The following is a 22784-nucleotide window of genomic DNA, read 5'->3' on the forward strand; positions in this document are numbered from 1 at the left end:
CGGACGCGCACGCGTGCGAGCTCATGTCCGGTTTTCCCTGCGCGATTCGCCGCAGTGCGGCAGCCCCGGTTTCTTTCCGGTTTATTTCTTCGCCGCGATCTTGGCCCAAGTATCCTTGAGGGTCACGATGCGATTGAAGACGGGCTGTCCCGGTTGAGAATCTTTGGTGTCGACACAATAGTAGCCGTTTCGTTCGAACTGAACGCGCGTGCCGGGGGCTTGAGCTGCCAGTTCGGGTTCCACGAAGGCTTGCACAGATCGCACGCTCTCGGGGTTGATATTGTCCAAGAAGGTCTTTCCAGCGGGAACATCCTCAGGGTTTTCATTGAGGAATAGCCGGTCGTAGAGACGAACCGTGACCGAGGCCGCATGGCTGGCGGAGACCCAGTGGATCGTTCCCTTCACCTTGCGTTCGCTAGCGGTCGGCGATCCGCTTTTGGTTTCGGGATCGTAGGTGCACCGAAGCTCGACGATGTTCCCCGCCTCGTCTTTGATGACCTCGTCGCAGCGGATGATATAGGCGTATCGCAATCGCACCTCTCCGCCCGGTTTGAGTCGAAAGAACTTCGAGGGTGGGTTTTCCATAAAGTCTTCGCGCTCGATGTAAAGCTCCTTCGAGAAGGGTAATTGTCGCGAGCCGGCGGACTCGTCTTCGGGATTGTTTACCGCATCCAAGAACTCGATGGAGTCGGGGTAATTGGTAATCACAACTTTGATCGGGTCCAAAATCGCCATGTAGCGGCTGGCGATGGAGTTCAAATGATCTCGAACGCTGCTCTCGAGCACGATCACGTCGATGGTGCTATTGAATCGGGCCACGCCGATACGCTCGCAGAAGAGGTGTAGGCTTTCTGGTGTATAGCCACGTCGACGCAAACCGCTGATGGTCGGCATGCGAGGATCATCCCATCCCTCGACATGTTTTTCAGTCACCAACTGCAACAGCTTGCGTTTGCTCATGACGGTGTAGGACAAATTCATCCGAGCGAATTCCATTTGGCGAGGATGATAGATGCCGAGCGACTGGCAGAACCAGTCGTAGAGAGGGCGATGGTTTTCGAATTCCAACGTGCAAATGGAGTGGGTGATCCCTTCGATCGAATCGCTTTGGCCGTGTGCCCAATCGTACATGGGGTAAATGCACCACTTGTCACCCGTTCGATGGTGGTGGGCGTGCATGATGCGATACATGACGGGGTCGCGCAAGTTCAGATTGTGCGCCGCCATATCGATCTTGGCCCGCAAGGTACGGGCGCCATCGGGAAACTCACCCGCTTTCATTCGTTGGAACAGATCGAGATTTTCCTCGACCGTACGATCGCGGAAGGGGCTATTCTTTCCCGGTTCGGTCAATGTCCCGCGGTACTCCCGCATCTGCTCGCTTTGAAGGTCGCAGACGAACGCTTTACCGTCGCGGATCAATTGCACCGCCCATTGGTAGAGCTGTTCAAAGTAATCCGAGGCGTAGTACAAGGCATCCCACTGGAATCCAAGCCATCGGACATCTTCCATGATGGATTGAACGTATTCGTCGTTTTCTTTCGTCGGATTCGTATCGTCGAAGCGGAGGTTGCAAGTCCCTCCGTAGGTGCGGGCAAGTCCAAAGTTGAGGCAGATACTTTTTGCGTGACCGATGTGCAAATAGCCGTTCGGCTCGGGGGGGAAACGCGTGGCTACCTGTTTACCTGCCAAGGCAGGTTTCGTGGCGAAGTCCTTTTCAATCTCAATCTCGATGAAGTTCTTACTGGTTTCGTTCGGAGTCTGATCGTTCACAGCGGTGTTTCTTTCGGTTGGCAAGAAATCGAGAGGCTCCCGTTCCTGCCGTCATTATGCAGCATCCCCGATAACTCCCCAATGGCATTTCCAAAGTTGGTGGCGTTTGGAAAACGGCTGCTACTTGGGGGTTACTCGATTTCGTCGAGGGGGGCGGGGCGGTGGCTCGCGTAGAACTTGGTGATATCGATTCCGTGCCGCTGCTCCTCTTCCATCAGCTTGATCCGTTGTTCCAGTCGCTCGATCCGTCGATGCATTTGCGGGATCATTTCCAAAGCGTCTTCTCGGATCTCCCGTTTGGGGACGGGGGGGTAGGCGAGGTGCCGTTGCATGGCGGCGAACAAGAACAATGGGTCCTTGCGACGATTGGCGAATGCGATCTTTCCTTCCCGTTCTCCGAAAAGAATCGGGTACTCCGCCTCGGCGTCTTCTCCTAGATGCCGCTTTCGATATTTCACAAACTCCTGGCTCCTGCCGTAGACCAAGTCGGCGATATCGACGAACCCCAGCTGCTTGCGAACGATCAAGATCCATTCCTTCCACTCGGGGGTATAGAGTGGGTCTTCGCTCATCGCCTTGAGGCCCAAGTCATAGTTCAAGCGATTGCGGCAGAGGGTTTCGAATTGGTAAAGAAAGAAGCCTTGTCGGTTATCGGAACGGCTTCGGTAGTCCGCTTCGTGTTTCAGGATCAGGAGCGCGGTTTTGAAATCCAATCGACCTCGGTCGGTTTCGGACTGCTCGACGATATAGCGTTGGAACGGTGTGAAGTAGTGGCTGATCTTCCTCATGGCCGGCGCGATGGTGCCGGAGTGTTTCAGTTCATTCGAGAGGAATTCGATGGCCATGGGCAGCTTGGTCGTGGCCAAGACTTCAAACCGGCCTTGCTCGAGCAACTCTTGCAGTGTGTTGTCTTGCCCAAGCCGTTCGTACAGGACTCCGAAGAAATAAGCTTGCTCGACGAACTCTTCGCGATCCAACATTTCTTATCTCCGCAGTAGGTGAGCCGCCGCTTGGGTAAACAATAAAAGCCAGAGCATTTTACCGCTCTGGCTTTTGAATTTAACTTGGTTTTTACAGATCTCGATGGAATTAAGGCCTAGTGGGCTTCGGCTTCTTTCATGCCAAGCACCTTGTATCCACCGATCGACTTGAAGTAGAGAAGCAGGACCAAATAGATCACGGCCATTACGGCGGGGATAATTGAATCCGCCTTGAGAGTAGCTCGATCACCGACTTGATCGGCCGCTACAACGGCCTTTTGCTCATCGGTCTTTTCGGTAGCTTCTTTTGCCTCTGCCAACATCTTTCCATTAAGGCCGTAAACCTCAGTGGCTTTGATATTCAAGAAAGTACTCGGCTTATCGGACTTGTATTTCTCGGCCAATTCGGGATTCACTCGGCGAAGTTCTTCCGATGCAAAACGGTCTTTGCTGTAACCGAGGCCAGGTCCACCGATCAGCCCTGCCGAGAGCATACCGATACCACCCATGATCGACATTGCCACAGCACCCGTTTGCGGGAATCGGTCCCCGACAACTGCGAGCATAGTCGGCCAGAAAAACGTCTTCCCAACCGCATAGATTCCGAGTGCAACCAGCGCCATGGTGAATGTCTGCATACCGCTCGCTAGGGTCAAGCCAATGCAAGCGATAATAGAGCATACCAGCAGTAAGCCGATTGGTGAAAGCTTGAGTGTGTTCTCAATCCAATGGGCACAGAATCGAAGTCCGAACATGATCGCCGATGTCCACAGGAACAGATATTTTCCTTGCTCGGAAGTAAACAAGTTACCGGTGATGTTTTGAATCCAGCTGTCCGTTCCAAGCTCGACCGAGCCGACCAGCGCGTGGGTGACAAATAGAACAAACAAGAGGAAGGATCCAAATGAAAACTTCGTCATCACTGCAACTGCGATGAGCAATACCCCACCGATGCCGTAACCCACGTAGGCAGCGTTGTCGCCGATAAATCCCTTCAGAATATCGCCGAAAAACAACGCGAGGAGATAGCATGCGACGAGCGACCCAAGAATCCCAACGGAACGATACATTTCGACAAAGCTGCTGCCGCTGGCTGCTGCCTCCGACTTAGGAAACTTCTGACCTAGGAACATCAGCGCATAGAGCACCGTGGGGACCAGATAGAGTGCAAGTTGAAGTTTCCAATTCCATTGCAACTGGTCATCGAGCACCCAGCCAGCAGCGGTACCGAGAATCATCCCTGCGGGCCAACTCGCGTGCAGGATATTCAAGTAGTGGGTTCTATTGTTTGGGAATACCGTAGCGACCAACGGGTTGGCGACGGCCTCCAATGTTCCGTTTGCATACGCGAAAATAAACATCCCCCAGAACAGGAAGTTGTATGCATTTTCGGGTGTGGATGCTGCGAAGGTGACGAAGGCGGAAAGAATGTGTCCGAGCAGAGCGATCGCGACAAGCTTTCCGTAGCCGATTTTGTCAACGATCACACCACCGACGATGATGCCAAAGCAAAAACCGGAGAAGCCTGCGCCGCCGATCGCACCTAATTCCGTGGCATTGAATCCGAATTCCTTTCCCCAGTTATCGAGAATCCCTCCTCGAATTGCGAACCCCACACCTGCGGCGAGGATAGCCATAAAACCGGCCCATAGCAGTCGATGGGCATTGGGAGCGACGGCGGCCCCCGGATCTTGTGAGTGAGATTGGCTCATGTGTGTCAAACTCTGACTTGGAGAGGTTACGATGGAGATGGAATCCGGCGTGGTAGCTCCGAAGCGACGTTCGCTTGCAAAGGACGCCGTGCGATGTCGAAGTGTAATCGGCCAAGCAGCGTTCCGCTACCATAGGCGGGCTTTGAGGTTGCGCAAATTCCCCCAAGCGATCGGCGGCAGATCGATAAACCTCTTCTGGCTCGGGCAACCTGGGTAGTTTGGGGCAGTCGTTTGGGTCAAAGGGGCACGTCGGAGTCGCCGCGATCAAACCCAATCGGTTCGTTGCGGACGGGCGATCAATCGATTGGCTTCTGTATCGTCGACGAATCGCTCGGTGATTGGATCGATGCGAAGCGGCCGCTTGAGTAGCCAAGCGATGGCAGCGGCGTGGCAGGCGATGTGCGACCGCTTCATTACGGTCGAATTGGCGGCTGGTGCCATTCGGCTTCTCATGCAGTCGAAAAAGTTCCTGGCATGCAGGTCGACATCCAGTCCATTCTTTCTCGTCGCGCCCTGGCTGATGTCGACAGTTTTGCCGTCCCGGTGAACATGGATCTCGCCGCTATCCCCTGTCTCGACCCAGCCGGCTTCTCCTTCAATACGAATCGGGCAAGTTCCATTGGACTGAACCCAACCGGGGCGTTTGCCAAAGGGTGTTTCGAGGAAGTCGATTTCCAAAATCACCCCGTTGTCATAGCGGCAAGTGATTCCTTTTTCGTGTGGCCGATACTCGATGGGCATGGTTCCGTCGGCTTGATTGGCCCATTGGCAGAGATCGACGGTATGGGCTCCCCAATCCAGCAACCTGGCGCCGGAATCGAAATCCCACTGTCCTCGCCATTTGCCCGCGACGTATTGCTCGTTGTAGGGCCGCCAAGGAGCTGGGCCTAGCCACATATTCCAATCGCATACCTCGCGGTCAGGCGTCGGTTGACCGGGGAGCCAAGCGGTATCGATCGTGGGGATATAAACCGAGGCAACCATTTTCTGGATCTTGCCCAGTTCTCCACGGTGAGCCATCGCAATGACTTGTTGAAAGTTGGGGACGCTCCGTCGCTGGGTCCCGGCTTGGAATACCCTTTTGGTGTTTTGGATGGTTTGATCGATGCGTTGGCAGTAATCGATCGTGAGTCCACAAGGCTTCTCGCAGTAAATGTCTTTACCTGCTTCGGCCGCGAGCAAACTGGCGGTAGCGTGCCAGCGATCTCCGGTCGCGATGAGTACGGCATCGATATTCTTTTGCCCGAGAACTTCCCGAAAATCGCGCACGGTTTTGCAATCGGAATTCCCGTAGGCTTGGTCCACCAATGTCTTCCCCTCTGTTCTCCGAGAGGCTTGGACATCGGCGATGACGGTGCAGCGCACATCCGCGAACTTCAAGATGGGTGCTAGAACATAGCGACATCGGGGGCCGATCCCGATCACACCCAGTTCGATTCGATCGTTTGCAGAGACACCACCATCGCGACCTAGAACCGAGGCGGGGATGATCGTCGGCACCGCAAACACGAGAGAAGCTTGAACGCACCCCTTCAGCAGTTGCCGTCGATGCGTGCCTGTTCCGCCCGACGTGTCATTCCGATTGTTGTTCAGTGCATCTTTTTGTTTTGCATCGATCCCCGAAGTGAGGGGAGTGGAAGATGGTTTGACGCCAGGTCGAGTCGAGATGATGGGTTGCGTGTCGCGTGGCATAGTGGTCCTTGGGGAGGCTGGAGAGGGAGGGAAGACCGGGGCCGTGCATGGAAGCGGTGTATTATACTCGGCGCTTCGGCCACCGCGCGGCTTCTCTGCGAGCGCGCAAAAAACAAGCCGGCTGAGCAACCTCAGCCGGCTTGGTGTTCCCTGGTGCGGGGGCAAGCGGATGCTTGCCCCCGCACGCAGTCGAAAGCTCTATCGTGAAGCACCATCAAAAACAATCGACCCAGTAATTGTTAGCGATGGCTCTATGCTGCTCCAACCCAGGAGGAAGGCCAGTCGAGTATTCCCGCAAATCCTCGACCGACGACAGAGCTTGATTGGTTTTTCCTGACAGAAAGAGGAAATACGACAACCCTTGCCCGGGCGTCAATTGCAGTTTTTCCCTTTCGACGATTTTTTCCGAACGGGTCTAAAACACCGTTGCTACGCGATGCGACGCTTCCTGGGCTGCGAGAGTTTTCCGGATAGGTGAATTATCCTTCAAGGGATGCGGTGAGTCCTGCCGATTGTGTTGGATACGGTGACCTTTCCGTTTCCATTTCGCAGCTGAACTTTCATGACCATGCAAAACCGCAGAACGAACCCTTGGCACCTTCTCGCCTTGGGAGCACTCTCAGTTTCGATTGCGAACGGATGCAAAACATCTCCCGGTGTGAAGTCGTCGATTTGGCCGACCCAAAAGGTAGGCTCCGACGTCACCACTTCCCCAGGAGTAGGTGGGACACTCGCCTCGACGACCAAAGCAGTGAAGGGGCAATTCTCTTCGATGGGGACAGCTGTCACCTCCGCGTATGGCAAGGCCAAGACGGCGATCACCGCACCTTTTAGCGCGCCGACGACGGAAGCTACACTCCCGGACAGCGCGACGGCACCTTTGGCCAAAACCGGTTCGATCGGTCCGGAAGTCTACGTGATGACCGGCCAATTGCACGAATCGAAAGGGGATTACGCCAAGGCATTGGACAGCTACAGCAAAGCGTTGGAAGCCGAGCCCAAAAACATCTCGGCACTCTTGAGCATGGCTCGCCTATACGACCGACAAAACGAGAAAGATAAATCGATCAGCTTCTTCAACAAAGCCATCGAAGTCGCTCCGAACAACGCGGCGACCTTCTCTGAACTTGGGGCGATCTATGTCAAATCCGGGAATTTGAACGCGGCCAAGGAACAGTTTCAGAAGGCGGTGAATCTGGATCCCAAGAATGCGAACCATCGCTCGGCGCTCGCAGGGGTCCTCCTCGATATGGGGAACGCGGATGGTGCGATGGTCGAGCTCGCTCAGGTGCACCAACCTGCAATGGCGAACTATCAAATGGCCTATCTGCATTTCACTCGCAAAAACGTCCCTGCTACCCAGCAGTACTTGGGAGCCGCTCTTCAGATCGACCCGAATCTGAAGCCTGCACGCGATTTGCTGGCCAGCATGGGTGGCGGTCAGTCCCTTCAGAACTTGGCCCAACAGGGGAATCAATGGATGGGGCAGGCGCAAGGCGTCATGCAGCAAGCTTCCGCCATCTCTAGCAATGTCCAAACCTTGATGCAAACACCGACAGGAACCGTCGCTCCTCCATCGGCCGCTCCCCAAATGGCGGCGACTCCATCCGTCGCGCTCCCTCCGCCTCCTCCGAGCGCCCAGCCGTCCGATGCGAACATGTTTCGTTAGACCTGTCCATTTGCGACCGGATAGGGTGGAAGAACGAACTTGCTGGAGGTTCGAGCGGGTTGGTTAAGGCGCGCCTTCCGGAGAAAGTGGATCTCCGATCGAAAGGTAGCCACCCCAAATCCCGGGATGGGTTCCCGGAATGGGACGGGGCGAATGAGACGGCTCATTCCCTTGCGACTGGGCGATCGGTTCTTTCGTCGGATTGAATTCTTCGAGCCATACCGTCGCCACCGAACGCTGCCAAGCCTCGGTGAACGGGGCACCCTCCAAATTGTCTTGCAATTGCGTCAGCAGCGATAACGTCGACTCTCCTCCCACCGGCCATCGGGAGATCCAAATATGCCGCGTTCCCTGGGATAGCAGCCCGAGCGTCCAACGAAGCCACTCGTCCCCAGGTTCGATCGAACTTGGTATTTCGTTGTCCGATTTGGCATGCCCAAGAAGCCAGATCGACTCCGGTGCACCCCATGGTAATGGATTCCAGCCGGCGATTTGATTGGCGACGGCATCGGACCCAGGAACGACAGGGAATCGATTGGGATCGTCCCAACGCTGGGAGGTCAGCGATGTGTAGTGTCCACTCGCGATCTTGAGGTAAGCCGATGGAACTGCCGATGGAGACACTGCTCCGTTGTTGGGAATATCCAGGGTTCGGGATGGACCGCAAAGCGTTGCCGAGCGCTCCAGCAGTCCTTTCGCATTCCCGCCGCTCGGATCCCAAAAGTCAGCCGATTGCAGCGAAATCCGTTCTCGCCTAGCCAACGGTCGAGGCCGAATCAAACGTTCGAGGGTTGCCAATGTCGGGGTGTAGCAGACGCGGTAGCGGGAAAGGGCTGGCTCGTATTCGCCGGCGGTCGAGAGTGGAAACAGCTCGAAGGGAAATCCCCAGACCAAGCCATCCGGTGCGATGATCCAGCGATCCGCACCCTTCATCGCTCCCCAGACCTCATCGGGAATCCATCGCTGCCTCAGTGCATCGGTTTGTTTCAAAAAGTCGGCAGGTAAGACGGATGTTCCTTTGGTACATACCGCCACGAGATTGCGAATGTCGGGGCCGATATTTTGAGATTCGTTGATCTTCCAGCTTCGAATCTCCTTCTTGGTGATGTAGTACCCGTGCAATTCTCCTTGCAGCGAGTAGTAGGCTAAGACGCCATCTCGATCGGAGAGAGTAGAAAAAAGGGTGTTGCGATTCCAGCGCGGAGTCAGCGTTTCGGGAAGGGCGACCGGGGATAGGGACGCCGACCAGAGGAGTGACTCTTGGACGCTGCTCAGTTTGGTCAAGCTCTCCCAGCGTTTTGTTTCTTCCTCGCTCCATTTTCGAAGGTCTGGTTTGGGCGTTGCCGCAAAGGGGCGGCTCCATTCCTCCAGTGTCTTTGCGTTTTTTGCTAACACAGGGAGGGCGACGCGAATCGACTCCCACTTTTTACTTTCCTCGGCGCTGACGGATTCATACGGGGCATGAATTGCTCGTCGCAGCTCGGCCAATCTGCCTTGTAAAACGCTTCCGTTTAAAAAGCGCGCTGCTTTCCAGCGTTCCCATGCGTCCAGTTGCAGTTCCAGATCGCTCGAGTCGAGGGCCAGTCGAACAGCGAGGCGGCGAGCATCCAATTTATCCGCCATTTGGAAGACCAATTCCTCGAGGACTTTGGTTTTCCAAGCGCCGATCCGGTCGGCGTCTAGCAACCCGCTCAGAATGGCAAGACCGACCTCGGAGGGGATGGCATTTTCAGCGATCAGATACTGCGTCAATTGCAGTTGGTAGAGACGCGTGGAGGCCGAGCTCAGCGGGGAATTCCCTCGGAGGATGGCCAAGGCCTCCTCGAGCTTTTGAATTCCCGTGGCCAAGTTGTTCTCGGCAAACGCCAGTTTGGCCTGCGCGTAGGCGATGGCGGCGTCCATGCGAGGCAAAACGATTTGTTTCGGCAGGATCGCAGCGGTGACTGCAGGAGATTGTTTGCGCACGGCATCCCAGTCCCCTCGCAGGGCGGCTTGTCTCACCCCTTCGAGTTGCGCCCGAAGCAGGACAAGCCGGCTTTGCGCGGCCCCCCATTTCGACACTGCGACCAACGTTTTTCCGGCCGCTTGGTAGTCGAGTTGGTTCTGAAATGCGCATTGGGACCAGAGTTCGATCGCTTCCTCGACATGTTCGGGTTGGCCGGCCCGCGCGCCACTGAGGCTGGACTCCAAGGCGAATTCGCTAGCCGCAGAAAAGCTGTTGGACTCGACGGCGAGATCGGCCAAGACAAGAAGCGCGATGGCGGTGAGCGGGTGGTCCTTGCCCGATGCGAGGCTCAATCGCTGCTTCAGTTGCGTGGCAACTTCATTGGTAGTGGAAGGCTCCAGCATGGAGATAGCCGAACAAATCGATGCACCCACTCGAATCCATTCCGATGGTTGTGCCGTGGGTGGAATGGCGAACGCGCTGGGGAGAGTTGGGGTAAGCGGGTTGTACTTCCCGAGGGGGCCCAAGAGGTTGGCTCGCCGTCGCAGCGCGATGGCTTGGCAACGGAGGACTTCTAAAGCATCGAGCCAGACCGGTTCACCGGGAGGAGGGCTGTTAGGGGTCGAGTTGTTGTTGGTGGACGCTGGGATTCGCTCCGGCAATCGATTCGCGTTTCCCAAGCGAATTTGCCATGCGTGGGGAGCGGGGCCCATGGCGGCGTTTCGGCTGTTGGAGGGGGACCAGAGTGGATCTTTGTTTCGCGATTCGGCTCGTTCGACAGGGGCGGAGGGGCCTAGCAGCGAGAGCCATGGGGAGCATTGGACGGAGACGTTGAGGGCCGCATCGAAATATTGCAGCGCCCCCCCGATGTCTCCTTGGACGTAGAGGCATTCCCCCATCATGACCAGGGGAGGGACGCTATCGATGCCACGATCGTTTCCGACTTGGCGGGATTGCGCGTAGGCCTCTTCGAAGGCCTGGTAGGCCGCGATGGTTTGGCCATCGGCCAGCAAGTCGAGGCCGGTGTAATGTGCGGGTTGGATCAGGTTCTTCATCGCTCGGTTGGCCCGTGAACCGTTGTTAGCCCGTGAGCCGTTGTTGGGGACTTGGGCCCAACCGGAGGAGTTGGCAACGGTTGCCAGAAGAAGGAGCGTGACGAGGAGAGAGGGTCGGGTAAGCATGGGAGCGATCGGGCTGGGAGAAGGAAGGCTTTGGTGATAGCTAGCATCTATTATGACCCATTCGGAGTGGAATAGGGGGGTGAAATGCTTCGTATAACCGGCAGACTTTACCTCAAGAGGAATGCGGGAATGACCGATACCATTTCTACAACCCGAATCGCGCGAGCGGTTCGGTCGCGGAATCATTCGTCCCTGTGCGGAGATCAGAATCAAAATGGCAAGGAAGTTAAACGACCTCAAGGTTTGGATGGCGGTCGCCGCATGCGTGGGGCTTGGATCGGTCAGCACGGGTTGTCAGGTGCACGTGGCGGGTCAGACATTGCCGAGCCCGTACTACTTGGACGACGACGTTCAGTACTTCCCAGCGGGGCCGGAGAACAAGCTGGCTAATGAGACTGCGGCGCTCAAGGCGGCTCGGGAAGAGGCCAAGGCGCGTCGTTAGGGCGGGCCGTTTTTCTCTGGTACGAATCAAGGCTTCTCGCTCATTGGGCAATCGCAGGCTAGCTTTTGGCAGCCTGGGCATCCCGACCCATATTTCTTTGTCAGGGCTTGAGCGAGATCGACCCCTGCGACGTTGGCGATGGTGGTGAGCCACGCCACGACGTCGGCAAATTCTTCTTCGAGGTTCTCTCGATCGTTGTTGGCGCGAAGGGCGGAGGCAAGTTCCCCGATTTCTTCCATTAGCCACATGAAAGTCCCTGAGACGCCACGTTCGGCATCCTTGTCGAAATACATGGTCCGGATCAGGGTTTGGAAGTCTCGGAGCGAGACGTCGGAATCTTGATTGTTGGTCATCGATGGGATCTCGCGGTTAGGTCGAGGGAGGCGGCGGTGTGGTTCAAGTCTTGAAGGGAATGGACATGATACCCAACAGGCTCTGATCCGTATTCCCCTTGCCCAAGTCCCTATAGTTGACCGGCCCTCGCGAGATGATTCCGAGAGAGGGGCGTGTCGAATCGCTGCTGCGAGGCATCGGTTTCCCTTGAGCGAGTGAACAGACCCATTAGCAAGTGAACAGGTAGCGAACTTCAACTATGATAAGCAAGCCAACCCATCCGGTATTGGAGCAGGGCGAGGAGAGCGTTGCGATTCCTCTCCGGTCGAGCAAGTCCCACAACGAAACGAAGTCACCCGTGGATCACAAACGAATCGAACGAGCGGTTCGCGAGATATTGATAGCCGTAGGAGAGGATCCGGACCGCGAGGGGTTGCTCGAGACCCCGGCTCGGGTAGCCCGCATGTATGCCGAGGTGTTCGCAGGGCTGCACAAAGATCCGCGGATTCACTTGAGCCGTGTATTTACCGAGGGTTACGATGAAATTGTGTTGTTGAAAGACATTGATTTTCACAGCATGTGCGAACATCACTTGCTACCGTTTCACGGGCGAGCCCATGTAGGGTATTTGCCGAATGGGAAGGTTGTAGGGTTGAGCAAGATGGCTCGGGTGGTGGACGAGGTCGCCCGCAAGCCGCAGGTTCAAGAGCGGATGACCGAGACCATCGCCGACATGATGGAGCAGGAATTGGGGGCTCGCGGGGTGGTCGTCATGATCGAAGCAAGCCATTCCTGCATGACGATGCGGGGCATCAAGAAGTCGGGTGGCATGTGCGTGACCAGTGCGATGCGGGGAGTCTTCCGGGAGAATCTATCTTCGCGGGCAGAGATTCTCGGGTTGATCATGAACCAGCGGCACGGGTAGCGGTCTTTTCAGAATCAAATTCGTCTTGCAGCCGAATATCTCCTTTGTACACTAGTGCGACTCTGAACTAGCCGGTAGGCGGTTTGGGGATAGTTCCCAGGACGTAGTTGCCGGCGTAGCTCAGTTGGTAGAGCAGCTGATTTGTAATCAGCTGGTCGGGGGTTCGAGTCCCTTCGCCGGCTCTTGCTGGGGTACGAGTTCTGGTGGTTGCTCCCAAAGCGATGGTTTGGAGGGCGAACGCTGGAAAGCGAGTGATGCTGGAAAAGCGAAAATAGTGCAGGCCTGTCTGGAGACAGCGGGTTTTGCGTGGGTGGGGAGGTTGCCCGAGCGGTTAAAGGGGACGGACTGTAAATCCGTTGGCTATGCCTACGTAGGTTCGAATCCTACACCTCCCATTGCAGATCCGGAGGTTTGGATTTTTCCAAGCTGGACGGATTTGGGGTGCGTGGATCGGTCTGGAGCGTGAGAGTCTTTGGCTTTTGCGGGAGGATCGCTAGAAACGCGAGAAATTAGGGTTGGCGTCTGTGTCGCGAGGCTGTACGAATAGCAGCTTGATCGCGGCAGGATGACTTCCTGCGGTATTGCGGGTGTAGCTCAATGGTAGAGCAGCAGCCTTCCAAGCTGAATACGAGGGTTCGATTCCCTTCACCCGCTTTCCAAGATTGATGTGCTGGCATGATTGGTTGGAATGGATTCGGAAATGCTGCTGTAGCTCAGTGGTAGAGCACTTCCTTGGTAAGGAAGAGGTCATGGGTTCAAGTCCCATCAGCAGCTCTGTCGACACTGGCCCGGCTTGAGGGGCTCGGGGATTCCCGGGGGGCTTCAAGGGGTTTGGTGGTGGTTGCGACAGTTGGATGACGGTCGCGACAGGGAGTGGTCGCCAGCAGATCTTTCGATGGAGTGGAAGTCAACTAAATGGTTGCGTTGTGTTTGCGTCACAGATTGAGCTTCTGGGCTTGCAATTGCAGGTTTGGAGTCATTCGGCAAAGATCACACGTCAAAGATCACACGACGCAGTGTTCGAGTTTTTTATCTGTATAGGTGTTGTGAGTTAATAATGGCCAAAGAGCAATTTGAACGTACCAAGCCCCACTGCAACGTAGGAACGATCGGTCACATCGACCACGGCAAGACAACCACCACCGGTGCGTTGCTCGCGGTTCAAGCTGCGAAGGGTTTGGCCCAAGCCAAGTCGTACGCGGATATCGCCAAGGGTGGTACGGTTCGGGACGCGACCAAGACGGTTACGATCGCTGCGTCGCACGTTGAGTACGAGTCGGAAAACCGACACTATGCTCACATCGACTGCCCTGGTCACGCGGACTTTATCAAGAACATGATCACCGGTGCCGCACAGATGGACGGCGCGATCTTGGTCGTGAGTGCAGCGGATGGTCCGATGCCTCAAACGAAGGAGCACGTTCTCCTCGCACGTCAGGTCGACGTTCCAGCGATCGTCGTGTTCTTGAACAAGTGCGATTTGGTGGACGACGAAGAGTTGTTGGAGCTTGTTGAATTGGAAATTCGAGAGCTTCTCAGCAAGAACGGTTTCCCAGGGGAAGAGACCCCAATCGTTCGCGGCAATGCAAAGGCTGCGTACGACAGCCCAGCGGATCCAGTCGCTAGCAAGTGCATCAGCGACTTGATCGCAGCGATCGATTCGTTCATTCCGCAACCGACCCGTGAAGAAGACAAGCCATTCTTGATGGCGATCGAAGACGTTTTCTCGATCGAAGGTCGGGGAACGGTAGCGACCGGTCGTATCGAGCGCGGCGTGATCAAGGTGGGTGAAGAAGTCGAAATCGTCGGCTTGATGGAAGAAAAGAAGAAGACCACGGTTACCGGCGTGGAGCAGTTCCGTAAGGAAATGAAGGAAGGGAAGGCTGGCGACAACGTTGGTTGCCTTCTCCGCGGTGTAAAGCGCGAAGACATCGAGCGAGGTCAAGTTCTGGCGAAGGTAAACTCGGTTACCCCGCACAAGAAGTTCGAGGCCGAAGTTTATTGCTTGAGCAAAGACGAAGGTGGACGTCACACCCCGTTCTTCTCGGGATACCGACCACAGTTCTTCTTCCGCACCACGGACGTGACCGGAACCGCGAATTTGATCGGCGCCGAAATGTGCATGCCTGGCGACAACGTTCGAATCGAAGTCGAATTGCAAAAGACGGTTGCGATCGATGACGGTGTTCGCTTCGCTATTCGCGAAGGTGGCAAGACGGTTGGATCGGGTGTTGTTACCAAGATCATTGAGTAATTGTTAGGATCGCATGGTTCGGGATTTGGGATTGCCTAGAGTCCCGAGGCGATTGAGAATTGATGGCTGCCGCGAAGATTTTCTTCTGCGGCAGCTTTCGGTTAGGGGTGTAGCTCAATTGGCAGAGCACCGGTTTCCAAAACCGGGGGTTGCGGGTTCGATTCCTGCCGCCCCTGTTCGTGGTCTAGCAGTGATCGCGGCAGGAGCCATTCAGTCTGGCGACGTGGGAGAGGTGTTCCTGATCGTCGGCTGAGGGGTACGGTTTGTCCCGAAGGGTCGATTAACGAACCGCATAATTTATGGCAACAGTAGCAGAAGACTCCTCATCCACTCGGTCGTTGTTTGCCGAGTTGTTTGCGGGGTCCGTGTACAAAGGGCGTCAGGGACGGATTGTCCGGCAGTTGACTTGCTTGGCGATTTGGCTCACGTTCTGGCTTGGGGCGTGGCAGCTCTTTGAGGCTCTTCGAGCTGGTTTTTTCGAGGGCTTGCGAGATGCTTCCTACGGCAATTGGGTCATTTACGGGGTCCCGTTGTTGTTTGCTCTCGGAGGGACTTGGTTGGGTTACCGGTTGGTGAATTGGCCCAAGTTCGCGGATTTCTTGATCAGCGTTGAGTCGGAGATGAGCAAGGTATCATGGCCGACCAAATCTGAGCTTTACAAGGCTTCGATGGTCGTTATATTCACCATGGCTTTCCTAGCCGTACTGCTCTTTGGGTACGATTTGCTTTGGCAGGCAATTTTTGACTATTTGCGAGTCAGCTGATCGGTTGCTGGTTTTCAGCCGCGGTCGTTCAAATGCCCAGGTAGGTTAATGAGACAATAAGAAGATGGCGATAACGATCGCTATCGAAGAAAGATTTTGCTTGGCCGCTCGTTTGGGGTGGTCGAGCGGAGTGGTGTGACCCGGCAGTGGTTACGCCGTTTTTTTGGCACATGGCTGGTTCAGCAATGGATCGGTCACATAGCCAGGAGATTGGTTGGTACCGGACGGTACAGGCGTTGCTTGTGCTTGGAGGGTAGTTGATCATTCGTCAGTACTGGCGCAAGGTTTTCGAGTGAACAGTTCCGCATCAACCACTACTGAATCTCCCGACGCATCCGAGATGCGTTGGTACATATTGAAGGTTCAGTTCAATCGCGAAGACACGATTCGCGAGGCATTGGAGAAGCGAATTCGCTTGTCCAATATGCAAACTTCGTTCGGGGAGATTCTTGTCCCCACCGAGGATGTTGTGGAGTTTACGCGAGCCGGTAAGCGCCGCGTGGTAAAGAGAAAGCTTTACCCTGGATACTTGGTGATCCGCATGATCATCAACGACGACACATGGTTCCTGGTCCGCGAGACCACCGGTGTTGGAGACTTCACAGGGTCTGCAGGCAAACCGACGCCCATGAGCGATGCGGATGTCGAGCGGATCTTGAAGCTTGCGTATCCAGATGCTGACGAAGAGCAAGCTCCCAAGACGGCCATCCCGTTCAAGCCTGGCGATCGCGTTCGAGTGAAGGAAGGGAACTTCCAGAGTCTCGAGGGTGATGTCGATCGTATCGATGAAGCAAACGGCCGTGTTACGGTGATCATTAATATTTTTGGTCGCAGTACCCCAGTCGTTTTGGATCACTGGCAAATCGAGTCGCTCTAGAAATGATACTCCCGGTGCTTGGAGCGATACCAGGCTAAGGAGATTCCTTTTAGATGCAGTCGCTGTCGGTGGTGCGGCATCTCCTGCAGCAGTCCCTCGCAAATGGTTTTTCCAGTGCAGGGAGGGATCGGTTTGCTGAGTGGGTAGTCGAAAGCGAATCGGCAGCAATTTTCACATGGATCATCACGTTTCAGTTTAGACAAACGACACAAGGTTCACGGACACATGGCCAAGCAAGTCGTCGGAAAAGCGGCATTTCAGGTGCCTGGGGGCAAAGCGACCCCGGCTCCACCTGTGGGTACCTCTCTCGGTAAGTTCGGTATTAACTTGGGGCAGTTCGTCTCCCAGTTCAACGATCGAACGCGAGAGTTCAATGGGACTCCCATTCCTGTTGTGGTGACGGTTTATTCCGACCGCAGCTTTGAGTTTATTACCAAAAGTCCTCCAGCCTCCGCGTTGTTAAAGATGGCAGCGGGAATCGCCAGCGGTTCCGGTGAGCCTCACAAAGTGAAGGTTGGAAAAGTATCTCGCGAACAAGTCGACGATATCTGCAAAAAGAAAATGGCAGACTTGAACGCGCGGGACCTGGAGCATGCTCGACGCATGATCGAGGGGACGGCCCGAAGCATGGGTATTGAGATCGTAGGGTAAGCAGAGGAGCAAGCAAGAGAATGGTGAAAGCAACCAAAGCAATGAAGGCAATGCTTGCCAAGACACCGGGTAAACAGCCGGTACCTTTGCAGCAAGCGGTAGAACTGCTCAAGCAGTTCGGCGGTCGGAAGTTCGATCAAACGGTCGAAATCCACATGAATTTGGGCATTGACCCAGCTCAAGCCGATCAGATCGTTCGGGGTTCGGTGGTTCTCCCTCACGGCATTGGAAAAATCCAACGCGTGGTGGTCTTCGCCAAGGGTGACTTGGCCAAGGTCGCGGAGGAAGCTGGTGCCGATGCGGTGGGTGCAGAAGAGTTGTCGAAGCGAATCAAAGATGGTTGGCTCGACTTTGATGTCTGCATCGCGACACCGGACATGATGGGTATGGTCGGTCCTCTCGGAAAGGTACTCGGTCCTCGCGGATTGATGCCTTCGCCTCGAGCCGGAACGGTCACCACCGATGTGGCTCGGGTCGTCAAAGAATACAAGGCGGGTAAGGTTGAGTTCCGAAACGATAAGGGTGCCAATGTGCACGCCGTCGTCGGCAAGATGAGTTTCGATGCTGCGAAGTTGGCAGAGAACCTTTCGGCATTCATCTCGTTCGTGCAGTCGCTCAAGCCGAACGCCTGCAAAGGAACGTACATCAAGTCGATCGCGATCTGTGCGACGATGTCTCCCAGCATCCGCGTATCTGCCTAGGAAAGGTTGTCATGAGTAAAGTTGTTAAAAAGCTTGTCTCACGCGATATCGCAGCGCGGCTCAAAGGAGTCAACGATGCGATGGTCGTCAACATCGTCGGGATGACCGGCGAAGAGAACTTTAATATTCGCAAGACATTGCGAGAGCAAGGTATCGGTATCATGGTGGTCAAGCGAACGCTTGCTGCTCGTGCTACCGAAGGTACCACGCTCCGTCCTGCTTTCGATGATCTGGCTGGAAGCGTCGCGGTGATTTGGGGATGCGAGGATTTTGTTGCGTTGACCCGCAGCATTACCAAGCTCATCAACTCCGGACAGTTCCCTAAGTTGGAGATCAAAGGCGGGGTAATGGATGGTGAGGCCCTCACCGCTGACCAAGTGAAGAAGGTTAGCAAATGGCCGAGCCGACAAGAACAGATTTCTATTCTGGTTGGACAGATCTTGTCACCGGGAGCGACGCTCTCCGGTCAATTGGTCGGTCCGGCTCGAATGATCGCTGGTCAGGTCAAGAAGATGATCGAGAACCAGGAGGGAGCCAGCGAATAATCGCTTGCTCGAACCATCGTACGTGGGTGAACAGCCGGTTCCAATTTCTCGCCGGTGAGTTTCGTTAGTTAGTTCTTTCCAATTTGAGGATTAGTGAATTATGTCCGAGTCGGCAACCGCTTTCGCGGAAGAGATCAAGACCCTGGGCGAGAAGATCGTCGGCCTGACGCTCAAGCAAGCCAAGGAATTGAGTGACTATTTGAAGGAAGTTCACGGCATCGAAGCTGCTGCTGGCGGCGCCGTTGTCATGGCTGCACCTGCAGAAGGCGGAGCACCTGCCGCCGCTGTTGAACAAACCGAATTCGACGTCGTTATGACTTCGTTCGGCGACAAGAAGCTGGACGTCGTGAAGGTTGTTAAGAACCTCACCGGCCTCTCGCTCATGGACGCCAAGAAGTTGGTCGAAGGCGTTCCTGCCAAGATCAAAGAGCAAGTTTCGAAGGAAGATGCCGAGAAGGTCAAGGCAGAACTTACCGAAGCTGGCGCCACCGTCGAACTCAAGTAAGGTCTGGCTCCAAACTGGAGCCTGCTTACCCCAAAAATGCAAGAAAGCCTGTAGAGTCTCTACAGGCTTTTTTCTTTTAACCCCCCATCGTCGAACGCTTTCCTCTTTTTGTCCTGAAAGGACTCGAGCCATTAGCCGGGGGTTGAGCGTATGCGATACCCCCGGTGGATTCCCCAAGGATTGAGCGTCCCGACGGGATGCAAGCCGCCCGCCGCATCCCCTTCGCGTTCTTCATCGAGATACTTTCTATCGCAAGCAGGAACGCCAATCTTGTTCGAGGCATGGCATTTCTTTAATCCCTTCGGGATAAGAGAGGCCGTGCTGGGTTACCGGGGGTATCGCTTGCGCTCAACCCCCGGCTACAAGCTTTGATCCTTTCAGGATCGATTGCCCAAGCGAGCGACCGCTCCTTAAGCGATGCTCTCACGAGGAGCTCCTCCGCCACCCAATACACCGGAACCCCTGGTCAAGTTCAGACTTGAAGCAAAGAAGACCCTGTCGAACAGTCGTCCTCGACTGTTTCTGCGCCGAGTACCACCGTTCGATCGACTACTTCACCAATTCCGGGAGGTATTTCACGGGCAAGGTGCCGTGGGAGAGGACTTCCTCGTGGTACTTCCCTAAGTCGAAGGCATCGCCGCGTGCGCGCTGGACTTGCTGTCGCAATCTGTAGAAGGCAGTGCGACCCACGAAGTAGGTGGACAGCTGGCACGAACTTTGTTTGGCTCGCTGAACTTTCCCAACCGCCTCCCCCGTCGTCTGAAAACCCCGATCTACAAGGAGCGCGAGTGCCTCCTCGTCGGTCATCTCCGTGCAGTGCATCCGATAGTCGAGGATCGCATTGAGGACTGCCCGAATGTAAAACTTGAGCTGATGAAGCCGGAGCGATAAGTCTCCCTCCCCGTACCCTTGATCCAACATCATTTGCTCGGTGTACACGGCCCAACCTTCGGCAAAGACTCCCGAGTAAAGGACCTTGCGAACCAGCGATTGCGACCGGTTGCTATAGTCCAATTGCACATAGTGCCCCGGGTAAGCTTCGTGAATGGTCAAGATCTGAAGCATGGCCGAGTTGTATTCCTGCAAGAATGCTTCTTTTCGTTCGTCAGGCCATTCCGAGGGAGGTGGCGAAATGGCGTACAAACTCTTCGAGCTTGGATCCAAGGGTGGGGCTGGATTCAAGTAGGCTACGGAAAAGCCTCGTTGGAATTCAGGCATCAGAATGATGTCGCATTGATCGGGATTCGGAAGGGTAAGTATCTTCTTGTCTTCGATAAAGTCCTGGATGCGCTGCACAGTCGCTCTTGCATCGTCGACCAATGTCCCTTCGGTGCCATGGGACTTACCTAGCTCCTTCAGGACAAGCCGAATGGTATCTCTTTTGCCTGCTTCATCCTCCGGTGGGAGCGTTTTGTTTGGGAAGAGGGAGCTCCAAAGCTGTTTGGCGACGTAGTACATTTCTTGCTCCACGCGGGTCGCCTCCGATTCCGCCGTCTCGATGACGTCTTGGGAGGTGAGGCCTGCATCCAATTCCATCGCCAGTTTCTCGGCAAATTTTTCCTTGCCGATCCTCCATTCGCCAGTCGATCGGGAGAGGACATCCTTCTCCAAATAGATTTTGAATTCCTTCAACGCAGCGGCGGCCGCCCGAGCCGGCGACGCGAGCGAGCTCACTTGCGGAGATTCGTCCGCTAATTCAAAGATTTCTCGTTCGTAAAAGGCGATCGCACCCTCCGTTCGTTTGATCGCGATCTCGGTGAGCACCTTTGGTGGATTCTGGATCGATTGTTTGGCAGCCGCGATGACTTGGGGTACGAACCCCATACGCGAGGCGGCGTTGGCAATATTGCGGTGCTTGGGCAAGGATGATTGGGTAAAGAGTCCGAAAACGCTGTCGGAGCAGTAGGTCAAGTAGACGCGAGGATCGTTGGCGAAATCATCCATTTGGGTCGATTGCCAGATCCGGTATTTGAGATAGTTCTGCCATATCTCCAGGTCGATCTGCTCGTTGCGAGTTAGCTGTTTCCCTTGAAACTTCGTTTTCAATTCGGCGAGTACCGATTGATCGCGCTCTCGATCCGCTTCCCGAGCGGACGGAGAGAGATCATCCATCAACCCGTCGTAATCCCGCTTCCCTAATTGCGACGCAAAGACCGGGTGGCGTTTGCATTCCTCGTCAAGCCATTCCCGAAAGGCACTATCGACCGATTGCAGGCCCGTCGCAGATTGTCCCAAGACCCACGAAGTGGTCGTCGTAAGAAATAAAAAGACCGAAGCAAAAAGGGTTAGGTGCAGCAAGTTGTTCTTTTTTGTCATGGTGATTGGTCAAGGGTCGATTCAAGTTTACTTCGAGTTAAGAGGATTGGTTGGTTTCGCAGCGGGCGAGTTGGGTGTGTCGGTGTGCGCGTTCTCGCCTGGAACGGTGGAAGTGGGATCGGAGAGTAGTCGCGGGTCGTTAAAGACCTGTTTCGTGTCTCCTTGCTCTTGCATCCATTGCTGCAGTTTTCCTTTCAAGTCAGCGAGGGTTTCTGCGTGGGTGGGATTGGGGGCGAGGTTGATCGTTTCCCATGGATCCGAGGGAAGGTGGTAGAGTTCCCATTCCGGGCGTTCGTGGTAGCGGCGTACAGTCGCGGCTGCTTGCTCGTCCATTTTGGCTTTCTCGAACCAAGAGATCCAGTATCGCCCGCCATCGCGAGCCAGTGCTTTGTCGATGTGCGTGGTGTGTGCGAATTCCGGATGCAGGTTCCAGATGAGTTTCCACTCGTCGGTTCGGATACTTCGAATGGGATAGACGTTCATCTTTCCGTCCCCGCTATGGGTGGTGAAGATTTCTTTGCGATGCGGGCGATCTGGTTGCCGCAGTACGGTTGCAAAGGATTTGCCGTCCCACTCGGATTGGGGAGCGCCCCCAGCCAAGTCGATGAGGGTTGGAAGAAGATCGATCCATTGGACCATGGCTTGGGTGCGTGCCTTCTCCGGCACCACACTTGGCCACGAGACGATCAACGGCACGCGGATTCCCTCGTCATACAAATTCCATTTGCCAAATGGCCATTGGGCTCCATGGTCGCTGGTGTATAGGAAGGCGGTGGAATCTTTGGGAAGTAGCTCGTCGACCGCGTCCATGACTTCTCCTAATCGTCGATCCGCTTCGGTCACATCGGAATAGTATCGGCTGCGAAAATTCCTGGTTTCTGGTGTGTCGATGTGCGTCGGGGGAAGGTTTAGAGAGCGAGGTTGGTATCCTCGGTTTTCGGGCCAGGGAACGTGGGGTTCGTGTGTTCCGACGAAAAGGCAAAGAGGTTTGTTTGCATCGCGGGCTCTCAAAAAAGAGCGAACGGTTTCGATGTCATGCTTTTCTTCGAAGAGATCGAAGCCGTGGCGCGCGACATCCGTTTTACCGTGGGCGACCTTTCCGAAGGCCGCGGTCTCGTAACCGAGTGCTTTCAGGACCTTCGGCAGAGAGAGGACATCGTCTCGTTTGTAACTGTGGTTCGCTTCGGCGCCGTTCCTGGCGGGCATGCGGCCGGTAAGCATTGCGGTCCGGCTCGGGGCGCACGCGGGGCTGGCGATGAAGGCTTGTTCAAATAGCAGTCCCCGTTGTGCGAGTCGCATCAGATGGGGCGTGCGAACATCGGTAGCACCGTAGGGCTCGGAATCCCGTTGCGAATGGTCATCAGATAGGAAAACGACGAAGTTGGGTTTGGCCGCGCGCGCGAAGGGAGCGGTGACTCCCCCTAAACAGAGAGCGAAGCTCATGGCAATCCAAACCAAACCGCGCCGCAATTTTACTTGGGTATGGAACAAGTGATAGGTAGATCGCATCGATCGTTCC

The 22784-nt window shown here is 55.3% G+C and carries 18 protein-coding genes and 5 tRNA genes; 15 read left to right on the plus strand and 8 right to left on the minus strand.

What is annotated here, in order from left to right; genetic code table 11:
• Positions 1-81 precede the first annotated feature (81 nt).
• The 4 genes from SH467x_RS12940 to SH467x_RS12955 form a co-directional block, all read right to left on the minus strand.
• Complete coding sequence (locus SH467x_RS12940; protein WP_482367530.1) at positions 82-1773, minus strand: glutamine--tRNA ligase/YqeY domain fusion protein; 1692 nt, start codon at positions 1771-1773, stop codon at positions 82-84.
• 131 nt (positions 1774-1904) lie between these two features.
• Complete coding sequence (locus SH467x_RS12945; protein ID WP_482367531.1) at positions 1905-2753, minus strand: hypothetical protein; 849 nt, start codon at positions 2751-2753, stop codon at positions 1905-1907.
• 116 nt (positions 2754-2869) lie between these two features.
• Positions 2870-4465, minus strand: a complete 1596-nt coding sequence (locus tag SH467x_RS12950) for an MFS transporter (RefSeq protein ID WP_482367532.1) — start codon at positions 4463-4465, stop codon at positions 2870-2872.
• 264 nt (positions 4466-4729) lie between these two features.
• Positions 4730-6157, minus strand: coding sequence for a Gfo/Idh/MocA family protein (locus SH467x_RS12955; RefSeq protein WP_482367533.1), 1428 nt, complete (start codon positions 6155-6157; stop codon positions 4730-4732).
• Positions 6158-6764: 607 nt separating this feature from the next.
• Here SH467x_RS12955 and SH467x_RS12960 point away from each other — a divergent pair.
• Positions 6765-7826, plus strand: coding sequence for a tetratricopeptide repeat protein (locus SH467x_RS12960; protein WP_482367534.1), 1062 nt, complete (start codon positions 6765-6767; stop codon positions 7824-7826).
• Between the two features lie 63 nt (positions 7827-7889).
• Here the strand turns inward: SH467x_RS12960 and SH467x_RS12965 are convergent, their stop codons facing one another.
• Positions 7890-10952 (minus strand): hypothetical protein, encoded by a 3063-nt coding sequence (locus SH467x_RS12965; RefSeq protein ID WP_482367535.1) that lies wholly within the window; start codon positions 10950-10952, stop codon positions 7890-7892.
• A gap of 214 nt (positions 10953-11166) precedes the next feature.
• Here SH467x_RS12965 and SH467x_RS12970 point away from each other — a divergent pair, with 214 nt between their 5' ends.
• Positions 11167-11394, plus strand: a complete 228-nt coding sequence (locus SH467x_RS12970; RefSeq protein ID WP_146678147.1) for a hypothetical protein — start codon at positions 11167-11169, stop codon at positions 11392-11394.
• A gap of 26 nt (positions 11395-11420) precedes the next feature.
• Here the strand turns inward: SH467x_RS12970 and SH467x_RS12975 are convergent, their stop codons facing one another.
• Positions 11421-11747: a MazG nucleotide pyrophosphohydrolase domain-containing protein gene (locus SH467x_RS12975; protein WP_482367536.1), complete on the minus strand. Its 327-nt coding sequence runs from the start codon at positions 11745-11747 to the stop codon at positions 11421-11423.
• A gap of 239 nt (positions 11748-11986) precedes the next feature.
• Between SH467x_RS12975 and folE the strand changes: the two genes are divergently transcribed.
• The 13 genes from folE to rplL all read left to right on the plus strand — a co-directional run bounded on the left by folE (position 11987) and on the right by rplL (position 18949).
• Complete coding sequence (folE, locus tag SH467x_RS12980; RefSeq protein ID WP_482367537.1) at positions 11987-12652, plus strand: GTP cyclohydrolase I FolE; 666 nt, start codon at positions 11987-11989, stop codon at positions 12650-12652.
• 109 nt (positions 12653-12761) lie between these two features.
• A tRNA-Thr gene (locus SH467x_RS12985) sits at positions 12762-12834 on the plus strand.
• A gap of 131 nt (positions 12835-12965) precedes the next feature.
• Positions 12966-13047 (plus strand) — tRNA-Tyr (locus tag SH467x_RS12990).
• Positions 13048-13235: 188 nt separating this feature from the next.
• Positions 13236-13306, plus strand: a tRNA-Gly gene (locus tag SH467x_RS12995).
• Between the two features lie 48 nt (positions 13307-13354).
• Positions 13355-13426: transfer RNA gene (locus SH467x_RS13000), tRNA-Thr, on the plus strand.
• 283 nt (positions 13427-13709) lie between these two features.
• The gene (tuf, locus tag SH467x_RS13005; protein WP_482367538.1) at positions 13710-14906 is read left to right on the plus strand and encodes an elongation factor Tu; all 1197 of its coding nucleotides are present in this window, start codon (positions 13710-13712) and stop codon (positions 14904-14906) included.
• Between the two features lie 103 nt (positions 14907-15009).
• Positions 15010-15082, plus strand: a tRNA-Trp gene (locus tag SH467x_RS13010).
• 123 nt (positions 15083-15205) lie between these two features.
• A complete protein-coding gene (secE, locus tag SH467x_RS13015; RefSeq protein ID WP_482367539.1) occupies positions 15206-15670 on the plus strand; it encodes a preprotein translocase subunit SecE in 465 nt (154 codons plus the stop codon).
• Between the two features lie 340 nt (positions 15671-16010).
• Positions 16011-16547, plus strand: coding sequence for a transcription termination/antitermination protein NusG (nusG, locus tag SH467x_RS13020; RefSeq protein WP_482367540.1), 537 nt, complete (start codon positions 16011-16013; stop codon positions 16545-16547).
• A 225-nt stretch (positions 16548-16772) separates the two neighbouring features.
• Positions 16773-17198 carry a 50S ribosomal protein L11 gene (rplK, locus tag SH467x_RS13025; protein WP_482367541.1) on the plus strand — a complete coding sequence of 142 codons (426 nt, stop codon included), beginning with the start codon at positions 16773-16775 and terminating at the stop codon, positions 17196-17198.
• Between the two features lie 20 nt (positions 17199-17218).
• Complete coding sequence (gene rplA, locus SH467x_RS13030; protein WP_482367542.1) at positions 17219-17899, plus strand: 50S ribosomal protein L1; 681 nt, start codon at positions 17219-17221, stop codon at positions 17897-17899.
• Between the two features lie 11 nt (positions 17900-17910).
• On the plus strand, positions 17911-18444 hold the full coding sequence (gene rplJ, locus SH467x_RS13035; protein ID WP_482367543.1) for a 50S ribosomal protein L10: 534 nt from the start codon (positions 17911-17913) through the stop codon (positions 18442-18444).
• A gap of 100 nt (positions 18445-18544) precedes the next feature.
• On the plus strand, positions 18545-18949 hold the full coding sequence (gene rplL, locus SH467x_RS13040) for a 50S ribosomal protein L7/L12 (RefSeq protein WP_482367544.1): 405 nt from the start codon (positions 18545-18547) through the stop codon (positions 18947-18949).
• A gap of 549 nt (positions 18950-19498) precedes the next feature.
• Here rplL and SH467x_RS13045 read toward each other — a convergent pair.
• Complete coding sequence (locus tag SH467x_RS13045) at positions 19499-21265, minus strand: DUF885 domain-containing protein (protein ID WP_482367545.1); 1767 nt, start codon at positions 21263-21265, stop codon at positions 19499-19501.
• 27 nt (positions 21266-21292) lie between these two features.
• A complete protein-coding gene (locus SH467x_RS13050; RefSeq protein WP_482367546.1) occupies positions 21293-22774 on the minus strand; it encodes a sulfatase family protein in 1482 nt (493 codons plus the stop codon).
• Between the last annotated feature and the right edge of the window lie 10 nt (positions 22775-22784).

Origin of the sequence: Brakhagea slesvicensis, assembly GCF_052161625.1 — a bacterium.
In the GTDB taxonomy this organism is placed as follows: Bacteria; Planctomycetota; Planctomycetia; order Pirellulales; family Pirellulaceae; genus JBKCUI01.